The 17,303-nt window shown below is 70.5% G+C and carries 18 protein-coding genes and 1 tRNA gene; 12 read left to right on the top strand and 7 right to left on the bottom strand.

Annotation, left to right across the window (positions count from 1 at the left end; translation table 11 throughout):
• Positions 1-41 precede the first annotated feature (41 nt).
• Positions 42-1,127 (bottom strand): LacI family DNA-binding transcriptional regulator, encoded by a 1,086-nt coding sequence (locus tag ACPEEZ_RS00180; RefSeq protein WP_423921141.1) that lies wholly within the window; start codon positions 1,125-1,127, stop codon positions 42-44.
• 177 nt (positions 1,128-1,304) lie between these two features.
• Here ACPEEZ_RS00180 and ACPEEZ_RS00175 point away from each other — a divergent pair, with 177 nt between their 5' ends.
• The gene (locus ACPEEZ_RS00175; protein ID WP_423921138.1) at positions 1,305-2,567 is read left to right on the top strand and encodes an MFS transporter; all 1,263 of its coding nucleotides are present in this window, start codon (positions 1,305-1,307) and stop codon (positions 2,565-2,567) included.
• A 158-nt stretch (positions 2,568-2,725) separates the two neighbouring features.
• On the opposite strand, the gene ACPEEZ_RS00170 is transcribed toward ACPEEZ_RS00175, so the two are convergent.
• A complete protein-coding gene (locus ACPEEZ_RS00170; protein ID WP_423921135.1) occupies positions 2,726-3,382 on the bottom strand; it encodes a hypothetical protein in 657 nt (218 codons plus the stop codon).
• A gap of 131 nt (positions 3,383-3,513) precedes the next feature.
• On the opposite strand from ACPEEZ_RS00170, the gene nucS reads away from it, so the two are divergent.
• From nucS to ACPEEZ_RS00150, 4 genes are read left to right on the top strand one after another with little or no spacing between them, the layout of a single operon-like run.
• Positions 3,514-4,209 (top strand): endonuclease NucS, encoded by a 696-nt coding sequence (gene nucS, locus ACPEEZ_RS00165; protein ID WP_423921132.1) that lies wholly within the window; start codon positions 3,514-3,516, stop codon positions 4,207-4,209.
• 57 nt (positions 4,210-4,266) lie between these two features.
• Complete coding sequence (locus tag ACPEEZ_RS00160; protein WP_423921130.1) at positions 4,267-4,527, top strand: hypothetical protein; 261 nt, start codon at positions 4,267-4,269, stop codon at positions 4,525-4,527.
• A gap of 9 nt (positions 4,528-4,536) precedes the next feature.
• Positions 4,537-5,232 (top strand): HAD hydrolase-like protein, encoded by a 696-nt coding sequence (locus tag ACPEEZ_RS00155; protein ID WP_423921127.1) that lies wholly within the window; start codon positions 4,537-4,539, stop codon positions 5,230-5,232.
• Positions 5,229-6,548 carry a CynX/NimT family MFS transporter gene (locus tag ACPEEZ_RS00150; protein WP_423921125.1) on the top strand — a complete coding sequence of 440 codons (1,320 nt, stop codon included), beginning with the start codon at positions 5,229-5,231 and terminating at the stop codon, positions 6,546-6,548. Before ACPEEZ_RS00155 ends, ACPEEZ_RS00150 begins: the two co-directional genes overlap by 4 nt.
• 155 nt (positions 6,549-6,703) lie before the next feature.
• Here the strand turns inward: ACPEEZ_RS00150 and ACPEEZ_RS00145 are convergent, their stop codons facing one another.
• From ACPEEZ_RS00145 to ACPEEZ_RS00130, 4 genes are read right to left on the bottom strand one after another with little or no spacing between them, the layout of a single operon-like run.
• Positions 6,704-7,573, bottom strand: coding sequence for an SDR family oxidoreductase (locus ACPEEZ_RS00145; protein ID WP_423921123.1), 870 nt, complete (start codon positions 7,571-7,573; stop codon positions 6,704-6,706).
• A 38-nt stretch (positions 7,574-7,611) separates the two neighbouring features.
• On the bottom strand, positions 7,612-7,989 hold the full coding sequence (crcB, locus tag ACPEEZ_RS00140; RefSeq protein ID WP_423921120.1) for a fluoride efflux transporter CrcB: 378 nt from the start codon (positions 7,987-7,989) through the stop codon (positions 7,612-7,614).
• Positions 7,986-8,489 (bottom strand): fluoride efflux transporter FluC, encoded by a 504-nt coding sequence (locus ACPEEZ_RS00135; protein ID WP_423921117.1) that lies wholly within the window; start codon positions 8,487-8,489, stop codon positions 7,986-7,988. The genes crcB and ACPEEZ_RS00135 overlap by 4 nt, the downstream gene beginning before the upstream one ends.
• Entirely contained in the window at positions 8,471-8,989 is a 519-nt protein-coding gene (locus ACPEEZ_RS00130; RefSeq protein WP_423921114.1) for a universal stress protein, read from the bottom strand. The genes ACPEEZ_RS00135 and ACPEEZ_RS00130 overlap by 19 nt, the downstream gene beginning before the upstream one ends.
• 96 nt (positions 8,990-9,085) lie before the next feature.
• Between ACPEEZ_RS00130 and ACPEEZ_RS00125 the strand changes: the two genes are divergently transcribed.
• A complete protein-coding gene (locus ACPEEZ_RS00125; protein ID WP_423921111.1) occupies positions 9,086-9,769 on the top strand; it encodes an SOS response-associated peptidase in 684 nt (227 codons plus the stop codon).
• A gap of 91 nt (positions 9,770-9,860) precedes the next feature.
• Here the strand turns inward: ACPEEZ_RS00125 and ACPEEZ_RS00120 are convergent.
• Positions 9,861-9,944, bottom strand: a tRNA-Leu gene (locus tag ACPEEZ_RS00120).
• A 108-nt stretch (positions 9,945-10,052) separates the two neighbouring features.
• On the opposite strand from ACPEEZ_RS00120, the gene ACPEEZ_RS00115 reads away from it, so the two are divergent.
• From ACPEEZ_RS00115 to ACPEEZ_RS00090, 6 genes are read left to right on the top strand one after another with little or no spacing between them, the layout of a single operon-like run.
• The gene (locus ACPEEZ_RS00115) at positions 10,053-10,766 is read left to right on the top strand and encodes an FhaA domain-containing protein (protein ID WP_423921108.1); all 714 of its coding nucleotides are present in this window, start codon (positions 10,053-10,055) and stop codon (positions 10,764-10,766) included.
• A complete protein-coding gene (locus ACPEEZ_RS00110; protein WP_423921105.1) occupies positions 10,763-11,293 on the top strand; it encodes an FHA domain-containing protein FhaB/FipA in 531 nt (176 codons plus the stop codon). Before ACPEEZ_RS00115 ends, ACPEEZ_RS00110 begins: the two co-directional genes overlap by 4 nt.
• Before the next feature lie 3 nt (positions 11,294-11,296).
• Entirely contained in the window at positions 11,297-12,544 is a 1,248-nt protein-coding gene (locus ACPEEZ_RS00105) for a PP2C family protein-serine/threonine phosphatase (protein ID WP_423921101.1), read from the top strand.
• A complete protein-coding gene (locus tag ACPEEZ_RS00100; protein ID WP_423921098.1) occupies positions 12,528-13,976 on the top strand; it encodes an FtsW/RodA/SpoVE family cell cycle protein in 1,449 nt (482 codons plus the stop codon). The genes ACPEEZ_RS00105 and ACPEEZ_RS00100 overlap by 17 nt, the downstream gene beginning before the upstream one ends.
• Entirely contained in the window at positions 13,976-15,460 is a 1,485-nt protein-coding gene (locus ACPEEZ_RS00095; protein ID WP_423921095.1) for a peptidoglycan D,D-transpeptidase FtsI family protein, read from the top strand. Before ACPEEZ_RS00100 ends, ACPEEZ_RS00095 begins: the two co-directional genes overlap by 1 nt.
• Entirely contained in the window at positions 15,457-17,247 is a 1,791-nt protein-coding gene (locus ACPEEZ_RS00090; protein WP_423921093.1) for a protein kinase domain-containing protein, read from the top strand. Before ACPEEZ_RS00095 ends, ACPEEZ_RS00090 begins: the two co-directional genes overlap by 4 nt.
• Positions 17,248-17,303 lie beyond the last annotated feature (56 nt).

The raw sequence follows: 17,303 nt of genomic DNA, 5'->3' as shown, positions 1-17,303 counted from the left end.
GCGCTGATCAGAACGAGGTGCGAAGCAGCGTCAGCCCCGCGTCAGCGCGCACCGACGGTCGCCGTCGGCACCGGCCCGGACGTGTCGCCGGCGCGGAACCGGCTGGTGAACAGCCGCGGCTCCGCGGGCTCCCCCGCGAGCAGTTGCACGATCGCGTGCCCGGCGGCCCGCCCCTTGTCGACGGCCGGCTGCACCATCGTCGTGAGGTGCGCGGCGCGCGGATCGTCGAGCCGCACGCCGTCGAACCCGACGACGCTCACGTCACCGGGCACCGACAGTCCGAGCTCGTCGGCGGCCGCGAGCACTCCCGCGGCGAGCAGGTCGCTCTGCGCGATGATCGCCGTCGGCCGCACCTCGGGCGCGACGTCGAGCAGCGCTCGTCCGGCGCGGCGCCCCTGGTCGACCCAGCTCCCGGCCGTGCCCCAGGCGGGTGCGTCGGGGTAGACCTCGCGCACGCCGCGCAGCCGCTCGATCGTTACGAACGTCGTGCCCGACGCCAAGCGCGCGTCGTCGATCGGTCCGATGTGCCGACCCGGCCCGAGCTCGAGCGTGACGACGGCGACCCGGCGGTGACCGAGATCGTGCAGGTGTCGAGCCAGGGCGTGCGAGGCCTCGACGTTGTCCTGCGCGATGTCGAGCACGCCGTCGGTCGGCTTGCCCTCGATGGCGACCATCGGGATCCCGCGCCGACGCAGCATGTCGATCGAGTCGTCGAGACGCACGCTGCAGCCGAACAGCACCACCGCGTCGACCGGAGCGTCGACGAGTCGTGACCGCTCCGGGCCCGTCTCGGTCAGCAGCAGCAGCGAGTTGTCGGCGTCGCCTGCCACCTCGGACAGCCCGTCGAGCATGGCCACGTTGATGGGGTCGCGGAACGCGTTGCTCAGCGTCTCCTCGAGCACGGCACCGACGATGCCGGATCGACCGCGGCGCAACGACCGCGCCCTCGGGTCGGGTCCGGCGTAGCCGAGCTCGGCAGCCGCGGCGAGCACACGTTCGCGCGTCGCATCCGACACGGGCCCGGTGCCACTGAACGCCAAGGAGGCGGTGGAGGCGGACACCCCGGCAAGCTTCGCGACACCGGCCAACGTCGGGCGAGGGCCCGGGTCGACGGCGGCATCGTTCATGGTGCTGCAGCCTAGTCGACGCACCGCGGGCGGGACCGGGGCGCCCTGCCTCTTGCACGGCCTGCGCCGGCGGGCTACCGTTGGCGGATCGAATCGATTCGACAATCACGATCGACCGACCGATTCGCTACCCGCCCCACACTCCCCTTCCGAACGACGACGTCCGAGGTCCGCACCATGTCAGCCCTGCCCAGCACCGATCGCCACTACGACGGCGGCCTCTCCCGCCATGACGTCGTCCGCTGGCGCAACGCGCTGTTCGTCGTCTTCGCCCTGTCGGGGTTGGCCATCGCCACCTGGCTCGGCCGGGTGCCGGCCGTCCGCGACATCCTCGACGCGTCGTCGCTCGAGATGGGCCTGCTGGTCGCGGGTCTGAGCATCGGGTCGATCGTGGCGATCACCCTGTCGAGCCACGTCATCGCCGCCATCGGTGCGCGCAAGACGGTGCTGGTCGCCCTCCTGATCGTCGCCGTCGGTCTCGTCGTCGCGGGTCTGAGCGCCTCCCTCGGGGTCGGCTTCGCCGGGATCGTCGTCGGACTCGCCGTCTTCGGCTTCGGCAACGGCCTCTGCGACGTCGGCATGAACGTGTCCGGAGCAGCCGCCGAACGCGTCCTCGGCAAGACCGTGATGCCCCTCTTCCACGCCGCGTTCAGCCTCGGCACGATGGCGGGCGCCCTGATCAGCGCCGGGGCGGAGGCTCTGAAGGTCCCGGTCGCGGTGCACGTCGGCATCCTCGCCCTCATCGTCGCCGCCGCGGCGGTGGTGATCACGCCGCGACTGCAGTCCGAAGACCTCGGTCATGCCGCGGACGCGGCCACCGAGGCGTCCTCCGGCGTCGACGAGAAGAGCACCTGGCGCGATCGCCTCGCGATCTGGGGCTCGCCGAGCACCTTGCTGCTCGGCCTGGTCGTCCTCGGCATGGCCACCGCCGAGGGCTCGGCCAACGACTGGCTCGCCCTCGCGATGGTGGACGGCCACGGGCTCAGCAACACGGGCGGCACGGTCGTGTTCTTCGTCTTCGTGACGGCGATGACCATGGCCCGCGTGGCCGGCTCGCCGCTTCTCGACCGCTACGGACGGGTGCTGATGCTGCGCCTGTCGGCCGTCGCCGCCATCGTCGGGCTGCTGCTCGTGATCGTGTCGCCGTGGGCCTGGCTCGCCGTGATCGGCGTCGTGTTCTGGGGATTCGGCGCGGCTCTCGGGTTCCCCGTCGGGCTGTCCGCCGCCGCGGACGACTCCCGCAACGCGGCCGCCCGCGTCAGCGCCGTCGCGACCGTCGGCTACCTGGCCTTCCTGGCCCTGCCGCCGGTGATCGGGTTCCTCGGCGAGAAGGTCGGGCTGCTCGACGCCCTGGTGATCGTGCTGGTGCTGATCGCCGTCGCCGGTGTGGCGTCGGGCGCGGCCCGCGAACCCGACCGTCGGGCGGCGCTGCGCCGCTGAGTCCAACCGGCACCGCGCCTCCTCGGCTGTTGTCGTGTCGCGTTCGCGGCATCCTGTGCTGAACAGACACGACACGACGCCTCATCCGCGACACGAAGCGGGCCGGAGCGGGCCGGAGCGGGCAGACGCACAGCCCGGCAGTGCGGCACGCCGCCCGGCTACGCCGCCGCCGGCGCATCCGCTCCGATCGCCACGCCGTAGTCCGCGACGAAGCCGCAGACGTCCGTCCACTCGCCGTAGTGCGCGGCGTGCTCGAGCAGGTCGACGATCGTGTGCCGGACCGCCTCGGACAGTGCCGGGGTGATGCCGTGGACGGTCATCGACGTGGTCGAGTACATCGTCTCGAGCGGGGTGATGAGATCGGTGACGGCGTGGCCGGCGACGGCCGCAGGCAGCACCGAGACGAGCGCGCGGGCGATGTCGAAGAAGCGGGCGGCGTCGTCGGGCAGCTGCAGACCGTGTGCCTCGGCGGCCGTGGCGCGGCGAACGGGCTCGGCGACGGTCTCGAGGTCGGGCTGCTTGGCCACGGCGAGCGCGAGCAGGCGGCCGAGGCGGCGCATCAGCGTCTCGTTGTAGCGGTGGTGCCAGACGACGACCATGCCGGGCGCGAACATCGCCTGCGTGACGAGGCCGGCTCGGCGCAGATCGGCCAGCGCGGCGTGCATCTCGAGCGGGGTGCAGTCGTGCTCGCGGGCCGCCGTCTCGGGTTCGATCGAGTCGCCGGGGAGGTAGCGGCCGGTCGCGATGTCGACGAGCAGCAGGTCGGCGGCGGCGAAGCGGGTCGTGGCGGCGAGACCGGAGGCGAGCGTGGTCATGAGATTCTCCCGGGGAGTCGATGTCCGACCCCTGCGGCCTGACATATGAAATCTATGCAACATTGATATTTATTGTCAAGTGTTTCGCTGGACGAATCTCGGCCCGCGCCTCCTCGCCGTAGGATCGTCGGGTGCGTCTCGTCATAGCCCGCTGCTCGGTCGACTACGCGGGCCGCCTGTCCGCTCATCTGCCTCTCGCGACCCGTCTGCTCATGGTCAAGAGCGACGGCAGTCTGCTCGTCCACTCCGACGGCGGCAGCTACAAGCCGCTCAACTGGATGAGCCCGCCGTGCTCGATCCGCATGCTCGAGCCCGACGACGACCAGAAGGAGGCGGGGGTCACCGAGCTCTGGAAGGTCACCCAGGCGAAGACCGCCGACATCCTGGTCGTGTCGATCCATGAGATCCTGCACGACACCTCGCACGAGCTCGGCATCGACCCCGGCCTGACGAAGGACGGCGTCGAGGCCGACCTGCAGAAGCTCCTGGCCGAGCAGATCGAGCTGCTCGGCGACGGCCACACGCTCGTCCGCCGCGAGTACATGACGGCGATCGGGCCGGTCGACATCCTGGCTCGCGATGGCTCCGGAGGCGCGGTGGCGGTCGAGATCAAACGTCGCGGAGACATCGACGGAGTCGAGCAGCTGACGCGGTACCTCGAGCTGATGAACCGCGACCCGCACCTGGCCCCCGTGGTCGGCGTGTTCGCCGCGCAGGAGATCAAGCCGCAGGCTCGCACCCTCGCGCACGACCGGGGCATCAAGACCCTGCTGCTCGACTACGACGCCATGCGCGGGCTGGACGACTCGCACTCGCGCCTGTTCTGATCGCCCCTTGTAGAATCTAAATATCAGCGTAGTATTTCTCCTGACCAAGGAGAAGACATGCCGACCTCGAACGCACCGACCACCGCACCCGCGACTGCATACGCATCCGCACCCTCACCGGCACCCTCACCGTCCCCGCTCTACGACGAGATCGTCAGTCGTCGGCGGGCGACACCGATCTTCGACCAGGTCGCGTCCGCGCACGTCGGGCGGCACTCGGTGGCCCTCCCCTCTGCCACGGCGGTCACGCACTCCGAGCTCCGACGCCGCCGCCCCGAGCCCACCGGGCGCCCCGGACGCCGCCAGCAGCGCGCCTAAGCTGAGCGGGTGACCACCCCGCCCTTCACCGCAGTCCTCTACGACCTCGACGGCACCATCACCGACTCGGCTCCGGGCATCACGGCCAGCCTCGCGCACACCATCGCCCGTCTCGGCCTGCCCGTGCCGAGCCCGGCCGAGCTGCTGGCCTGGGTCGGCCCACCGCTGCAGGACAGCTTCGAGACGTTCCTGGCCGCCCAGCCCGATCCCGCCCAGATCGAGCGCCTCGGCGAGGCGATGACCACCTACCGCGCGGACTACTGGGAGAAGGGCGCCCTCGACAACGCGGTGTACCCGGGCATGGCCGAGCTGATGCGGGCCGTGCACGAGGCCGGCATCCCGACGTCGACCGCGACGTCGAAGCCCGAGACCCCGGCGACCAAGATCCTCGACGCGTTCGATCTGACGCAGTACCTCGACGTCATCACGGGCGCGTCCGACGACGAGGTGCGCTCGGCCAAGGCCGACGTCGTGGCCGAGGCGCTCCGCCGGCTCGAGGCCCGCGGCGTCGACCTGAGCCGCCCGGTGCTGATCGGCGACCGTCATCACGACATCGAGGGGGCGGCCGTGCACGGCGTGCCGACCATCGCCGTGACGTGGGGCTACGGCTCCCCGGCCGAGCGCGTGGGCGCGATCGCGGTCGTCGACGACACGACCGAACTGGCGAGCCTCCTCGGGGTCACCGTCCTGCGCGGCGTCGCGTGACGCGGGCCGCGGGAGTCGTCCGCTCCCCCGCCGCCTGGCTGCTGACCACGGCGATCGTGCTGATCGCCCTGAACCTGCGCGGCCCGATCGTCGCGACGGCACCCGTCTTGCGCGAGCTGCAGTCCGACCTCGGCCTGAGCGCCGTGGTCGCGGGGCTCCTGACGACCATCCCGGTGCTCTGCTTCGCCGTCGCCAGCCCGGCGGCCTCGGCCCTGATCGTGCGGGCCGGCGCCGAGAAGGCGGTCTCCATCGGCCTCATCGGGGTGATGATCGGCACGGTCATCCGTTCGGTCGGCGGGTCGACGGGCCTGTTCGTCGGCGTCGTCGTGATCGGCATCGCCATCACGATCGGCAACGTCGTGCTGCCCGTGATCATCCGTCGCGACTTCTCGCCCGAGCGTGCCGGCCTCGTGACCGGCGTCTACACGTCCGCCCTCAACGTCGGCTCGATGATCACCACCCTCGGCACCGCACCCCTCGCCGGGGTGATCGGCTGGCGGTGGGCGATCGCGGCCTGGGCCCTGATCGCGGTGGTCGCGCTCGTCGTCTGGTCGGTCGCGGTGAGCCCGCGGGTCGCGCTCGGCAGCGCCCGCCTCGCCCCCGCGGGAGGCACGGCGGACGTCACCGACGACGCCCGCGGCCCCGAGACGGCCGGGTCGGCAGCCTCTGGCGTTGATCGCGACCGCGACTCGGTCGACGTGCTCACCGGGGGCATCCCGATCGTCGACGCCCGCGAGGCCGCCCGCGCCCGGACCCCGCTGCTCCGCCGCTGGACGACCTGGGGGCTGACCCTCGCGTTCGGCGGCCAGGCGTTCAGCTACTACGGCCTCACCGCGTGGATCCCGACGCTGCTCGGCGACGAGGTCGGCCTGTCGCGCGAGTCCGCCGGAGCGAGCTCGTCCGTGTTCCAGATCATGGCCGTCGTCGGAGCGCTCGGCGTGCCGCTGCTGGCGTTGAAGGTCCGGCCGTCGTACGTGATCGCGGCGATCAGCGTGCTCTGGATGGCGATGCCGCTCGGACTGCTGTTCCGTCCCGACCTCTGGCTGGTCTGGTCGATCTTCGGCGGCGCGGCGCAGGGCGGCGGCATCACGATCGTGTTCATCGTCATCGTGCGCATGGCGACGACCAACGACGACGCCCGGCGGTTGTCGGCCTTCGTGCAGGGCGGCGGCTACGCCCTCGGCTCGCTCGGCCCGCTCGCCATCGGCGGGCTGCACACGCTCGCGGGCGACTGGCGCGTGCCGATGATCGGCGTCTTCGTGTCGGTGCTCGTGCTGGGCTTCAGCGGCGTGCTGTCGTCGCGGCGCGTGCGCTGACGCCGCGGCCGGGTCGCGGGCTTCGTCGCCGGCCGACCCGTGCCTCCTGCGCTCGCCCGACCCGCGCCTCCCCGGCTGCGCACCTCGTTCTGATCAACGCACCCTGTTACAGCGAGGTTCGTTGATCAGAACGAGGTGCGGCGAGCGGTCGCAGCTCACCGCACCGCGAACAGCGTCTCCACGGTCAGCGGCGCGCGCCCGGTCAGCTCGCGCACGTCCGACGTGACCGGGGCGACCTCGCCCGACGCGATCGACGTGTACGTGCTGACCCAGGCGTCGGCCTGCCACGGCTCCGGGTTCCAGGCGGCGCGCGACGCGTAGGCCTCGTCGAGCGTCTCGTCGACGAACGTGAACGGCCGCCCCAGCACGGTCGTGAGCCGCGCGGCGATCTCGTCGAGCGACAGGGCCTCCGAGCCGGTCAGCGTGTAGGTGCGCCCGGCGTGCTCGCTCGGCGCCTGCAGCACGATCGCCGCGACCGCCGCGACGTCCTCGCGCGCGACGGCGGCCACGCGCCCGTCGCCGGCCGGCCCGCGGATCACGCCCTCCTCGTCCGCGAACAACGGGAAGACGTCGAGATAGAAGGAGTCGCGCAAGAACGTGTGCTCCAGCCCCGACTCGACGATGTGCCGCTCGGTCGCCCAATGGTCGCGGGCCAGCGTGAAGACCGCATCGGGTGCCGCCCCCTGGAAGGACGTGTAGACGATGTGCCGCACCCCCGCCTCCACGGCCGCGTCGACGAACGCACGATGCTGGTCGAGCCGGTCGACCGCCTCCGCCGCCGACACCATCAGCAGGGTGTCGACGCCCTGCAGTGCGGCGACCGACGCGGCGCGGTCGGCGTAGGTCGTGACCGCGACGGAGGCGCCGGCGAGCTCGGGAGCCCTCCCCGCGTCCCGCACGAGGAGGCGCTGCGGCAGGCCGGCGGCCGCGAGCGTGCGGGCGACGACACCGCCGACGGCGCCGGTGGCGCCCGTGACGGCGATCGAGGGGACGGACGAGGACGAGGAGGCGCGAGTGTCGGTCATGATGACGCGAACAGTACCCGGAGCGGTCGCCCCCGCGATCAGATCAGCGTGCCGAGCCAGAGGCCGAGCCCGGATGCCGCGACGCACAGCACGAGCATGCCGAGCCCGTTCAGCAGCGCCGGACCGCGCGCGCCGTCGAGCAGCAGTCGGACGGTCTGCAGACTGGCCGTGCTGAACGTCGTGTAGCCGCCGAGCAGGCCGGTGCCGAGCACGAGCTGCCAGTCGTGCGACACGACGCCGCCGAGCGCGAGGCCGGTCACGAGGCCGAGCAGCAGGGACCCCGTGACGTTGATGATGTTCGTGCCCCACGGGAAGACGTTATGCAGACGCCCCGTGACGACACCGTCGACGACGAAGCGGAGGGACGCGCCGACTCCGCCCGCGAGCGCGATCCCGACGAACAGCGCCGGCGTCACGATGCTGCTCCCGGTCGCTCGCGGCTCGGGCGGCGCAGGCGGCGGGCCAGCGCGATGCCCGCGTAGGAGGCGATCGTGCCGGTCACGACCGTGATCAACCCGTAGAGCAGCGCCCAGAGCAGGTGGTCCCCGCCGAGCAGGGTCGCCGTCGAGGTCGCCAGCGTGCTGTACGTCGTGAAGCCGCCGAGCACGCCCGTCCCGACGAGCAGACGCAGCTGACGACGGCGCCCGACGTCGGATCCGCCGAGCGCGAGGTGCTCGAGCAGCAGCCCGAGCGCGAACGCGCCGACCACGTTCACGCCGAAGATGCCGACGTCGAACGGCCCGCGCGCCGGGACGAGCAGGCTGACCGCCAGCCGCAGGGACGTGCCGACGGCGCCGCCCAGCGCGACCAGAGCGATCAAGGAGGGGGTCAGGTGGACCGGGCGCGCGCCTCCCGGGTCCAGCTCGTCCGACGAGATCGCGAAGCGACCGCGGCGCCTCACAACTCGTCGTCCCATGGCAGCGCGTCGCCGCGGCCGACGGGTTCGAGCGGGACGACGAGCACGGGACGGCTCTGCCGGTGCGTCAGGTGCACGGCGACCGAGCCGGCGAAGAACTCGCGGACGCTGCCGCGGAGACCCGCCTCGCGGCTGCCGACGACGATCATCGGGGCGTCGACGGACGAGGCGATCCGCGCGAGACTCTGGGCCGCGTCGCCGATCACGGCGATCAGGCGGTACGGAACGCCGTGCCGGTCGAGGGTGGTCCGCGAGAGGGTCGCGAGCTCGTCGTCGAACTCCGGCTCCTCGTCGTCGCCGGGCAGATCGACGGGGTACGACACGACCGAACCGTCGATGCCCTCGGCGAAGGCGAGCCGATCGGGGTCGACGCTCACGACCGCGAGCCCCGTGCCGAACCGCCGGGCGACGATCGCGGCCTCGCGCAGGACGACCGGAGCCGTCCGCCGGACGACACCGACGACGACGTACCCGTTCATGCCCTCGAGTCGATCGGTCATGGTCAGCACCCCATCTCTGCGTCGGGAGGCCGCACGACCGCCCGCGGCCTCAGTGAATCACTACCGCTCGGTCGCGGCAAAGAGAACACTGGCCGTATGTGCGGTCGCTATGTCATTGCCAAGGCCACGTCCGATCTGCTCCCCAGCCTGCTCGACGGTCTACCTCCGTTGCGCGACGACTACAACGTCGCGCCGACGACGGCCGTGCCGGTCGTGCGCGAGCGCCACGACGGCCGAGAACTGGTGGAGGCGCGGTGGGGGTTGACCCCGTCGTGGTACCCCGACCTGAAGAAGCGTCCACAGCCGATCAACGCCCGCATCGAGTCCGTGGCGACGAGCGGCATGTTCCGTCGGCCGTTCGCGTCGCGCCGCTGCATCGTGCCGGCCCTCGGGTACTACGAGTGGACCGTGACCGACTCGGGCAAGCAGCCGCACTTCATCCACGAGCCCGACGGAGCCCTGGCGATGGCCGGCGTGATGAGCGCGTGGCCCGACCCGTCGAAGGAGGAGGACGACCCCGACCGGTGGGTGCTCTCGATGGCGATCATCACCCGTGACGCCCACGTCGCCCCCGGGGAGGTGCACGACCGGATGCCCGCCTGCCTCACGCCGGACTCGTTCGACGACTGGCTCGGCGACCACCTGGGACCCGACGAGCTGCTGGCGTTGCTCGAGCGCGACTCGCACGAGATCGCGCACGACCTGGTGCAGCACGAGGTGACGCGCGACGCCAACAACGTGCGCAACAACGGCGCGTACCTCATCGACCCGCTCGCCTGAGCAGCGCGCCGCGCGCCGCGGGCCGCAGGCCGCGGTGGCGCAGCGCCGGGGCAAAGAAAAAGACCCAACCGAAGTTGGGTCTTTCCGTTCGTGCGCGAGGGGGGACTTGAACCCCCACGCCCTTTCGAGCACTGGCACCTGAAGCCAGCGCGTCTGCCAATTCCGCCACTCGCGCGAACTCGAAAACACTAGCATGCGCAGAGCCTCCTTTCACGCACTCGTCAGCCTCCGTCATCCCGTCGGGCTAAGATCGCGTGACCAGAGACCCCGAACCTGGAGACCCATGGGACTGCTCGACAACTTCGAACGCGGGCTGGAGCGCGCCGTGAACGGCGCATTCGCCAAGACGTTCCGTTCGGGTGTGCAGCCTCTCGAGATCACGAACGCCCTGCGTCGCGAGCTCGACACGAAGGCCGCCGTGGTGTCCCGCGATCGCATCCTGGTGCCGAACGAGCTGCTCGTCCGCCTCGCCCCGGCCGACTACGAGAAGATGTCCGCCATCGGCTCCGCCCTGATCGACGAGCTGACCCAGCTGACCCAGCGCCACGCCACGGCCCAGGGCTACCAGTTCGCCGGCCCGATCGGGATCCGCCTGCGCGAGGACGAGTCGCTCAGCATCGGCATCATGAACGTCGAGTCGCGCAACGTCCGCGGCGAGGTGCAGTGGAAGCCGGTCGTCGACGTCGACGGCAAGCGGGTGACCCTGACGGGATCCCGCACGATCCTCGGCCGCGGCAGCGACGCCGACATCACCATCCAAGACACCGGCGCCTCCCGCCAGCACGCCGAGATCCTCTGGGACGGGACGCGCGGCCAGGTCCGCGACCTCGGCTCGACGAACGGCACGAAGCTCAACGGCAACCCGCTCTCGAAGGCGCCGCTGCTGCCGGATTCGGTCATCGAGATCGGTCGTACGCGTATCGTGTTCCGCGTGCTCCCCCAGTCTGCGTCCGTCGATCCCTTCGACGGCTTCGGCGACTCCGGGGGGCGACGATGACCAGCGCCCTCACCCTGCTCGTCCTGCGCTTCGCGTTCCTGCTCGTGCTGTGGCTGTTCGTCTTCGCCATCGTCTACGCGCTCCGCTCCGACCTGTTCGGGCAGCGGGCGCGCAAGATGCCGGCCGATGCGAGGGCCGGCCAGGCCGCGGCGACCGCACCCGCGCCTCCTGCGCCCGCCGCCCCGCGGGCACCGAGCATGCCGAACGCAGCGGCCTCCGCACCACCCGGTGACGGCACGCCATCGCGTCTGATCATCACGAAGGGCGCCAAGGCCGGCCTCGAGATGCCCCTGGGCGACGGGCCGCTCACCATCGGGCGCTCCCAAGAGAGCAACCTCGTGATCCGCGACGACTACACGTCGACGCACCATGCCCGCCTCATGCTGTGGAACGGTCGCTGGGTCATCCAGGACCTCGACTCCACGAACGGCACGTTCCTCGACGGCGAACGCGTCACCGTTCCGACCCCTGTGCCCGTCAACACCACCGTGACGATCGGCCAGACGAGCTTCGAGCTGCGGCGGTAGGGCATGGCGACTCACGTGAAGAGCGCCGCGCTGTCCAATGTGGGCAAGATCCGCTCGAACAACCAAGACAGCGGATACGCGGGCACGCAGCTCTTCGTCGTGGCCGACGGCATGGGCGGTCACGCCGGTGGCGACGTCGCGTCGGCGATCGCGATCCAGCGGATCCGCGAGACCGATCGCGCCTACACGTCGCCCGGCGACGCCGAGTTCGCACTGCAGTCGTCGCTGATCGCCGCCAACCAGCTCCTCGCCGAGACGGTCTTCGAGCACCAAGAGCTGACCGGCATGGGCACGACGGTGAGCGCCCTGTTGCGCGTCGGCGACAGCATGGCGATCGCGCACATCGGCGACTCGCGCATCTACCTGTATCGCGAGGGCGAGCTCAGCCAGATCACGGCCGACCACACCTTCGTGCAGCGTCTCGTCGACAGCGGCCGCATCACGCCCGAAGAGGCCGCGGTGCACCCCCGACGCAGCGTGCTCATGCGCGTGCTCGGCGACGTCGACGCGGCCCCCGAGATCGACACGGCCATCCTCGGCACGCAGCCCGGCGATCGCTGGCTGATCTGCTCGGACGGGCTCAGCAGCTACCTCGCCGAAGAGCGGGTCAAGAAGGGCCTGGCCGCCGGTCTCGACGCCGACGAGACCGCACGCCGTCTCGTCAAGGAGACACTCGACCACGGTGCCCCCGACAACGTCACGGTCGTGATCGTCGACATCGACGAGTCGGGCGACTCGTCCGTGGAGCCCCCGGTCACGGTCGGATCCGCCGCGACGCCGCTGACGTTCGAGGGCGCGAGCGGTCGACGCCCGCTGCGACTGCCGACCATCCTGCTGCACCCGTTGAAGGTCGCGACGACCCCCGAGGACAGCCACTTCGAGCCCGAGTCCGACGAGTACCTCGCCGAGCTCATCGCCGAAGACAAGCGTCGCCGACGCCGTCGCCGCATCACCTGGCTCGTCGCACTCGTGGTCGCGGTCGGCGCCCTCGTGGCCGGTCTCGTGCTCACGTACCAGTGGACCCAAGACCACTACTACGTCGGAGAACAGAACGGCACCGTCGTCATCTACAAGGGCGTCCAGCAGAGCATCGGGCCGATCGCCCTGTCGAGCGTCTACGAGGGCACGTCCATCGACGTCGACGACCTCCCGAACTACACGCAGCAGAGCGTGAAGGACACGATCAGCGCGAACAGCCTGACCGAGGCCCGCGCCATCGTCGAGAGGCTGGCCGATGCCAGCACCCAGTAGCAACGCCGCCTCGGAGGCACAGACCGAGGCGATCTCCAAGAACCCGGCCCGCGCCTCCTCGGCGAAGCCCCAGAACCTGACGCAGGCGATCACCATCCGTCTGCGTGAGCCTGCACGACTGCGCAACCTCGAACTGCTCATGCTGTTCATCGCGTGCGGCATCTGCGCCGGTGCCGTCGTCCTGGTGCAGCTCGGTGCCCTCGGCACCATCGACCCGAGCGTGCTCGTGGCCGGGTCGACCGTGCTCGGCATGGCCCTCATCTTCCACCTCGTGCTGCGGGTCGTCGCCCGCGAGGCGGATCCGTTCGTCCTGCCGATCGGCCTGACCCTCAACGGCATCGGCATCGCCGAGATCTATCGCATCGACCTCGCGAAGAACCGCCTCGGCTGGGACGGCCTGGGCGTCAAGCAGATCGCCTGGACGGTGCTGGCGATGGCGATCGCGCTGGCCGTGCTGCTCATCATCCGCAATTACCGGGTGCTCTCGAAGTACCGCTACATCGCGATGTTCGTGTCGATCGTGCTGCTCTTGCTGCCGCTCATCCCGGGTGTGGGACGCGACGGGCTCAACGCGCGCGTCTGGATCGACATCGGGCCGTTCTCGTTCCAGCCGGGCGAGATCGCGAAGATCACGCTGGCGATCTTCTTCGCGGGCTATCTCGTCACGGCTCGCGACAACCTGTCGTTGATGGGCCCGAAGATCCTCGGCATGAGGTTCCCGCGGGCGCGAGACCTCGGGCCGATCCTGATCGTCTGGGTCGTCGCCATGGGCGTACTGATCTTCCAGCGCGACCTCGGCACCTCGCTGCTCTACTTCGGGCTGTTCCTCGTCATGATCTACGTCGGCACCGGTCGCGGCAGCTGGATCGTGCTCGGGCTCGGCATGTTCCTCGCCGGCGCCCTGGTGGCCAGCACCTTCCTCGGCTACGTCCAGGGGCGCTTCTCGGCGTGGCTGAACCCGTTCGACCAGGGCGAGTACGACGCGACCGGCGGATCCTTCCAGCTCGTGACCGGTCTGTTCGGTTTCGCGAACGGCGGGCTGATCGGCACGGGTCTTGGTCAGGGTCGCCCGCAGACGACGCCCCTCGCCGAGAGCGACTACATCTTCGCGTCGATCGGTGAGGAGCTCGGCCTGGCCGGCATCTTCGCGATCCTCGCGCTCTACCTGCTGCTCGTCTCGCGCGGGTTCCGCATCGGCTTCGTGGGCCAGGACGACTTCGGGCGCATGCTCGGCGTCGGACTCTCCTTCGTCGTCGCGCTGCAGGTCTTCGTCGTCATGGGCGGCGTCACGCGCGTCATCCCCCTGACCGGACTCACCGGGCCCTTCATGGCCGCCGGCGGGTCCTCCCTCGTGGCGAACTGGATCATCGTGGCCCTGCTGCTGCGATTGTCCGATTCGGTGCGCAACCAACCGAGGCTGGTGGTCGGCTGATGAACAAGTCCCTCAAGCGCGTCAGCGTGGTCGTCCTGCTCATGTTCGTCGCGCTCTTCGCGTCGAGCACGTACATCACGGCGTTCCAGGCCGACGCACTCCGCGCCGACAGCCGCAATCAGCGGGCGTTGCTCGCGAGCTACTCCGCCCAGCGAGGACCGATCCTCGTCGCGGGCCAGGCCGTGGCCGAGTCGACACCGGTCGACGACCAGTACAAGTTCCAGCGCACCTACGCGCAGCCCGACCTGTACGCCCCCGTGACGGGGTACTACACGCTCGGCCAGGGCTCGCGCGGTGTCGAGGACGCCATGAACGACTACCTGGTCGGCAAGGCCCCGTCGCAGTTCTTCGAATACGTCAACTCGCTCCTCACGGGTCAGGACCCGGAGGGGGCGACGGTCAACCTCACGATCGACCCGACCGTGCAGCAGGCCGCCTGGGACGCCCTCGGCAACCAGTCGGGCTCGGTCGTCGCGATGGACCCGAAGACCGGCAAGATCCTCGCGATGGTCTCGAAGCCCTCGTACGACCCGAACCAGCTCGCGAGCCACGATCGCGACGCCGTGCTGAGCGCGTACAAGACGCTCGCGAACGACCCCGCCGATCCGTTGCAGAACCGCGCGATCCAGGGCGACCTGTACGCCCCCGGCTCGACGTTCAAGCTGATCACGACGGCTGCGGCACTGGAGAGCGGCGACTACACGCCCGAGAGCACGTTCCCCAACCCGTCGACGCTGACGCTGCCGGGCACGAGCACGAACATCAACAACGCCGAGGGCGGCACCTGCGGAGGCGGCGAGACCGCCAGCATCGCGACGGCGCTGCGCCTGTCGTGCAACATCCCGATGGCCCAGCTGGGCGAGGCGCTCGGAACGGACGCCCTCAACGAGCAGGCCGAGAAGTTCGGCTTCGGCAAGACCGTCGACATCCCGCAGAAGACCACCGCCAGCGTGTTCCCGACGACGACGAAGGACCGCGACGGCAAAGAGGTCCCCATCGACAAGGCGACGCTCATGCTGCAGTCGTTCGGCCAGGGTTCCGACCGCGTCACGCCGCTGCAGATGGCCATGGTCTCGAGTGCGATCGCGAACGGCGGCACCGAGATGACCCCGACGCTGATCGACAGCGTGCTGAACCCCGACCTGAGCCCGGTCGGCGACTTCTCGAGCAAGGTCTTCAGCAAGCCCATCAGCTCCTCCACCGCGTCGACCATGACCGGTCTGATGGTGGACGACGTCGCCAACGGCGCTGCCAGTAATGCAAGAATTAGCGGCGTCGATGTGGCAGGGAAGACGGGCACGGCGGAGAACGGCACGGGCGAGCCGTACACGTTGTGGTTCACCGGGTTCGCCCCGGCCAATGATCCCCAGGTGGCCATCGCGGTCGTCGTCGAGAACGGGGGCGGGCAAGGACAGTCCGCATTCGGCAACAGTGTCGCGTCACCGATCGCGAAGAAAGTACTAGAGGCGGTGCTGAACAAATGAGACCTACGGGCGGACTCACCTTCGGTGGGCGTTACCAACTGTCGACCCGAGTCGCCATCGGCGGCATGGGCGAGGTCTGGGAGGCCACCGACCTCGTCATCGGGCGAACGGTCGCCATCAAGATCTTGAAAGACGAGTACCTGGGCGACCCCGGGTTCCTCGAGCGGTTCCGAGCCGAGGCGCGTCACGCGGCCCTGGTGAACCACGAGGGCATCGCGAACGTCTTCGACTACGGCGAAGAAGAGGGCAGCGCCTACCTCGTCATGGAGCTCGTGCCCGGCGAGGCGCTCTCGACCATCCTCGAGCGCGACCGCGTCCTGCCGACCGACAAGGTGCTCGACATCGTCGCGCAGACGGCGTCCGCTCTGCAGGCCGCACACGCCGCGGGCCTCGTGCACCGCGACATCAAGCCGGGCAACCTGCTGATCACGCCCGACGGCCGCGTCAAGATCACCGACTTCGGCATCGCGCGCATCGCCGACCAGGTTCCCCTCACGGCCACGGGCCAGGTGATGGGCACGGTCCAGTACCTGTCGCCCGAGCAGGCGAGCGGCCACCCCGCGTCGCCCAGCACCGACATCTACTCGCTCGGCATCGTCGCCTACGAGGCCCTGGCCGGTCGCCGCCCCTTCACGGGCGAGTCGCAGGTCGCGATCGCCATGGCGCAGATCAACGAGACGCCGCCCGACCTGCCGAGCTCGGTCTCGGAGCCGGTCCGCCGCCTCGTCATGTCCTGCATCGCGAAGAAGCCCGCCGACCGCCCGGCCTCGACGTCCGCCCTCGCCCAGGCCGCCCGTGCCCTGCGCCGAGGCGACGTGGCCGCCGCGACCGTCGCGGTCCCGGCCATCGGGGCGGCCGCGAACGCGTCGACCGACGCGGCGACGCAGCTGTTCTCGGCTCAGGACGACGCCGCCACGCGTCGCATCGATCCGCTGGCGACTCGCCCCGGAGGCACGGTGGCAGCGGGTGCAGCGGCCGGCTACGCGGCTGGTAGCGCCGACCCCGACGCCCTCCGTGACGACGAGGAGCCCAAGAAGCGCAGCCCGTGGTTCTGGCCCCTGATCGTCCTGGCGATCCTCGTCGTGCTCGGAATCGTGGCCGCGGTGGTCTTCGCCGTCACGTCGAACGAGCCGCAGGCGGCGCCCAGTACGTCGGCGAGCACGACGAGCACTCCTCCGAGCCCGTCGATCACGACGCCCTCCGAGACACCGACGCCGACCACGGTGACGATCGTCTCGAGCGACTACGTCGGCCGCGGCGAAGCCGACGTGAAGGCCGAGCTCGAGGGTGAGGGTCTGCGCGTGGAGTCCGCGCCGGCCAGCCAGGCCGCACCCAACGACGCCGCCGTCGGCACCGTGCAGTCGCTCGACCCGACGGGTGTGGTCCAGAAGGGTCAGACCGTCACGATCTACATCTACCAGGCGACGCCGACACCCACGGCTCCGGGTGCACCGACGGCCAGCAAGTCGTCGATCACCGGCGACGGCACCGACACGGCGCAGATCAACTGGACCGGCTACACGAGCTGCCCCACCGGCTACTCGCTCACCGGATACTCCTACACGATCACCGGTGGCACGGACGCCGCCGGAGCCTCGGGCGGAGGCCTCGGCACGAACGTGACGTCGGTCACCGTGAAGTCCACCACCCCCGGCAACCTCACCGTCACCTACACGGCCAACTGCGGCGCCCTGCCCTCGGCCGCCTCGCCCGGTGTCACCGTCTCGGTGACCGCGCCCTCGGAGCCGACCCAGGGGCCCAACCCGAGCGGAACGCCCAAGCAGTAAGCCCGTGACCCCGGTCGACTCACCCGAGCCGACCGGGGTCACGAACGCCTGACAAT

Origin of the sequence: Frigoribacterium sp. 2-23 (genome assembly GCF_049601585.1) — a bacterium.
In the GTDB taxonomy this organism is placed as follows: Bacteria; Actinomycetota; Actinomycetes; order Actinomycetales; family Microbacteriaceae; genus Frigoribacterium.
Note: the sequence above shows the minus strand (reverse complement) of the source record. Positions and strands in the feature narration are given on the sequence as shown.

Excerpts from the sequence above, each read along its gene's own strand:
- ACPEEZ_RS00180 (WP_423921141.1), bottom strand. The coding sequence starts at position 1,127 with ATGAACGATGCCGCCGTCGACCCGGGCCCTCGCCCGACGTTGGCCGGT.
- ACPEEZ_RS00175 (WP_423921138.1), top strand. The coding sequence starts at position 1,305 with ATGTCAGCCCTGCCCAGCACCGATCGCCACTACGACGGCGGCCTCTCC.
- ACPEEZ_RS00170 (WP_423921135.1), bottom strand. The coding sequence starts at position 3,382 with ATGACCACGCTCGCCTCCGGTCTCGCCGCCACGACCCGCTTCGCCGCC.
- ACPEEZ_RS00160 (WP_423921130.1), top strand. The coding sequence starts at position 4,267 with ATGCCGACCTCGAACGCACCGACCACCGCACCCGCGACTGCATACGCA.
- ACPEEZ_RS00145 (WP_423921123.1), bottom strand. The coding sequence starts at position 7,573 with ATGACCGACACTCGCGCCTCCTCGTCCTCGTCCGTCCCCTCGATCGCC.
- ACPEEZ_RS00135 (WP_423921117.1), bottom strand. The coding sequence starts at position 8,489 with ATGGGACGACGAGTTGTGAGGCGCCGCGGTCGCTTCGCGATCTCGTCG.
- ACPEEZ_RS00130 (WP_423921114.1), bottom strand. The coding sequence starts at position 8,989 with ATGACCGATCGACTCGAGGGCATGAACGGGTACGTCGTCGTCGGTGTC.
- ACPEEZ_RS00125 (WP_423921111.1), top strand. The coding sequence starts at position 9,086 with ATGTGCGGTCGCTATGTCATTGCCAAGGCCACGTCCGATCTGCTCCCC.
- ACPEEZ_RS00115 (WP_423921108.1), top strand. The coding sequence starts at position 10,053 with ATGGGACTGCTCGACAACTTCGAACGCGGGCTGGAGCGCGCCGTGAAC.
- ACPEEZ_RS00110 (WP_423921105.1), top strand. The coding sequence starts at position 10,763 with ATGACCAGCGCCCTCACCCTGCTCGTCCTGCGCTTCGCGTTCCTGCTC.
- ACPEEZ_RS00105 (WP_423921101.1), top strand. The coding sequence starts at position 11,297 with ATGGCGACTCACGTGAAGAGCGCCGCGCTGTCCAATGTGGGCAAGATC.
- ACPEEZ_RS00100 (WP_423921098.1), top strand. The coding sequence starts at position 12,528 with ATGCCAGCACCCAGTAGCAACGCCGCCTCGGAGGCACAGACCGAGGCG.
- ACPEEZ_RS00095 (WP_423921095.1), top strand. The coding sequence starts at position 13,976 with ATGAACAAGTCCCTCAAGCGCGTCAGCGTGGTCGTCCTGCTCATGTTC.
- ACPEEZ_RS00090 (WP_423921093.1), top strand. The coding sequence starts at position 15,457 with ATGAGACCTACGGGCGGACTCACCTTCGGTGGGCGTTACCAACTGTCG.